This window comes from Pantoea sp. sgz302252 (genome assembly GCF_047713085.1).
GTDB lineage: Bacteria > Pseudomonadota > Gammaproteobacteria > Enterobacterales > Enterobacteriaceae > Scandinavium.
In genome coordinates, this window is record NZ_JBLFJW010000076.1 from 1 (window position 1) to 2,720 (window position 2,720).

A 2,720-nucleotide genomic window follows, 5' to 3' on the forward strand; every position below is an offset into this window, starting at 1 on the left:
TCAGCCTGATGTTTTTCGATAAAGACATACTTCATTTCAGGCGCTTCGCGAAGTATGTCGCGGCCTTTTGGAGAATGGCCAGCTCTTCATCTCGTTCGGCCAATTGGCGCTTGAGTCGGGCATTTTCGGTCGCGAGTTCCTGCTCACGTTCGCAAGCGGACAGGCTCTGCTGTTGCTTGCTGCGCCAGGCATAGAGCTGAGATTCATACAGGCCGAGTTCGCGCGCTGCTGCGGCCACGCCAATACGTTGAGCAAGCTTAAGCGCTTCGTCACGAAAGGCAGGCGAGTGTTGTTTACGGGGCTTGTTTTTCGTTGCTGATGGTTTAGTCATGAGTCACCTCTGGGTTAAGAGTTTACTCACTTAGTGCCGTGTCCACTATTGCTGGGTAAGATCACCCTTCAGTGATCTCCTATTAAGCGCAGTTATTCAGAGCATAGCTATAAGGATTAACCTCATCTAATAGCCCAATTTGATCTATCAAACATACTGGGTAATATTGTATATCATAGTTCCGAATCCAGTGATTAAGCGGTTCAGGCTATTGCCTTGATTTTATTTGAGAATTAGGTTACAACAACCTATCAACACCTACACCATGAATTAACAAATCAGTTAATGACGGTGAGATAAACTCTGCATCATTGATATCCAAATCACCAAAACCTACTTGATATAGACCATACCCATTATTACCAAATGCATATAGAATAACCTTCCCCCCTTCATCATCACCTATAGCTAATGAGTTGGGTATATATTTCTGAACATGGTGAGAATCATTCATTTCCATACAACCTTCTGCTCCCCATATTCTTATGTAGGATTCATCCACGACAAAAAACTCAGCTTCAGTCATTTGAGATACAAATATTGAATATTCTTGAGGAATCGTAATACCCTTGAAGTGATTTTTCATTTTTTCAATATCATCTTTACTTGACGCAGGCTTATACACATCAAGTCGTAACTTATCATTTATATCAAAAAAAGACACATTAGTCATAGAATCACCTTTACAAAATCAATGTTTAACTTATCAAGCATTTTATATTGCTGATCAAGTATTTTACTTATGGTTGCATCGTCAAAACCTGCATTACGAAAATCCGAGATTATATTCATTAATTCATCTTGCAAAGTCGATGACCACTTACATTTTCCCTGCGCAATACGGGCGTCTCGTCGCATATTTTGTGCATTCGAAATCGATGTATGAGGTAATCCCTTGCCTGTTTCGATTGTAACTGTTGGTGCCAGCTTAGGGTCATATCCAGGTAAATTATGTATTGACCACTCTTGTTGCAAACCGTGATGTGATTGTAATCTACCGCCATTCGAACCTGTACCTTTGGGTTTCGGCAATGAATCTTTATGGGTCTGGTTAAAAGTAACATCAGGACTCAACCCCAGTAAATCAACATACTTCAGCGGATTCGCTACGTAACTATAGGGATTAACTCCCCCCAACAGCCCTATCGGGTCATGTCAATGGATCCATCCCGTCATAGAATCGTACAGCCAGATTCACTCACACTTTGCTGAAACTAATGGGTCATAGCACATACGCTACCGCCATACCTTGATAAATTTTTATCTGCACAGCTGTCATCTTATCATTTACATAATAGGTTAGATATCACCCGGCGACTACAGAGAAGTGCAGGCGCTGAAGGCTGAACTTTGCCAGTTTAAAGAGGCGGCTATGGGGATGAAGGCGCTGGTTGAAGATGATAAAAAGCCGGAATATATTATATCCCGGCTTATCCATCGAAACTTAAAATAAATTATCGTTCTTCTATGTGATATGTGTTTTTATCTCTCCAGGATATAATTTTGTAGGGGCCAAAATCAACTCCATTTTCTTTGTAATACGCCATTACTTCTGATGGATACCATCCATAACCAAATGAAAATAATGAGTTTTCATTTATTAGTATTTTAATTATTTTTTTCTTTTCATCTTCATCGCTAAAATGAAATGATAAGCAATCATTACAATGTGTAAATCCTATGGATTTCATTTTTTCTATTAATTCATGGCTAGAAGCCACTATCTCTATTGCTTTAGATGAAATGTCGACAACAATAATAGAATCATTTGGCACTCTGTTCATTTTATGCTCACCTTCAATATCGGAGGGGCAGAGCTTGGTGCAGAGTCTATAACCACTTCTGGTGCACCACCAGGCAAATGCTGCCCCGGGCCTAAGAAATATCGGTTACCCTCCAAAGGACTTCGTGGACTCATCCCTGAGATTCCGTCAATTTTTCTTATATTAAAACCATCCTCTAATGAACCCGGTTTTAATCCCATTTCTTTTTCAATAGTTTCAGCAAGAGATTTAGATATTGTCACTTCACCATCTTGAATGCCATTAAAATATTTTAAAGCACCTTCTTTATCAGTCACAAATGTACCATCTCGACCAAGAGCAGGATATTGGTCCCACTCTTTTGGACTTATATTGTATCCCACATTATCTTCTAAATAGCTGCGCCTAATACCGCTACACTTTTGCCTGCCCATGCTTAGCTCCGGGGAATGGACTGACGGTGTCCATAAAATGACGAACCTTTTTCAGTAGTTGCCACATTGTCCGGCACTGATGATTACGGGTTATTGTGTCATGTAGCGCCTGCCATAACCGCTCTACGTGGTTCACCCATGGCGAGTAAACCGGCTGATAAATCACCCTGAACTTCGGGTTGGCTTTCAGCC

At 40.7% G+C, this 2,720-nt stretch carries 4 protein-coding genes and 2 pseudogenes; all 6 read right to left on the reverse strand.

Going from position 1 to position 2,720, the window contains the following annotated elements:
* A pseudogene (locus ACLW56_RS24935) lies at positions 1-331 on the reverse strand (transposase); the annotation flags it as partial.
* Between the two features lie 238 nt (positions 332-569).
* Positions 570-1,004 (reverse strand): SMI1/KNR4 family protein, encoded by a 435-nt coding sequence (locus tag ACLW56_RS24940; RefSeq protein WP_330986288.1) that lies wholly within the window; start codon positions 1,002-1,004, stop codon positions 570-572.
* Positions 1,001-1,468: a hypothetical protein gene (locus tag ACLW56_RS24945; protein ID WP_330986289.1), complete on the reverse strand. Its 468-nt coding sequence runs from the start codon at positions 1,466-1,468 to the stop codon at positions 1,001-1,003. Before ACLW56_RS24945 ends, ACLW56_RS24940 begins: the two co-directional genes overlap by 4 nt.
* 317 nt (positions 1,469-1,785) lie before the next feature.
* Complete coding sequence (locus ACLW56_RS24950; RefSeq protein WP_330986290.1) at positions 1,786-2,115, reverse strand: hypothetical protein; 330 nt, start codon at positions 2,113-2,115, stop codon at positions 1,786-1,788.
* The gene (locus tag ACLW56_RS24955; protein ID WP_330986291.1) at positions 2,112-2,528 is read right to left on the reverse strand and encodes a type IV secretion protein Rhs; all 417 of its coding nucleotides are present in this window, start codon (positions 2,526-2,528) and stop codon (positions 2,112-2,114) included. The genes ACLW56_RS24950 and ACLW56_RS24955 overlap by 4 nt, the downstream gene beginning before the upstream one ends.
* A pseudogene (locus ACLW56_RS24960) lies at positions 2,509-2,720 on the reverse strand (IS630 family transposase); the annotation flags it as partial. The pseudogene ACLW56_RS24960 and the gene ACLW56_RS24955, both read right to left, overlap by 20 nt.

What these genes read in the sequence shown, in the direction of transcription:
- ACLW56_RS24940 (WP_330986288.1), bottom strand. Translation starts at nt 1,004, where the DNA reads ATGACTAATGTGTCTTTTTTTGATATAAATGATAAGTTACGACTTGAT.
- ACLW56_RS24950 (WP_330986290.1), bottom strand. Translation starts at nt 2,115, where the DNA reads ATGAACAGAGTGCCAAATGATTCTATTATTGTTGTCGACATTTCATCT.
- ACLW56_RS24955 (WP_330986291.1), bottom strand. Translation starts at nt 2,528, where the DNA reads ATGGGCAGGCAAAAGTGTAGCGGTATTAGGCGCAGCTATTTAGAAGAT.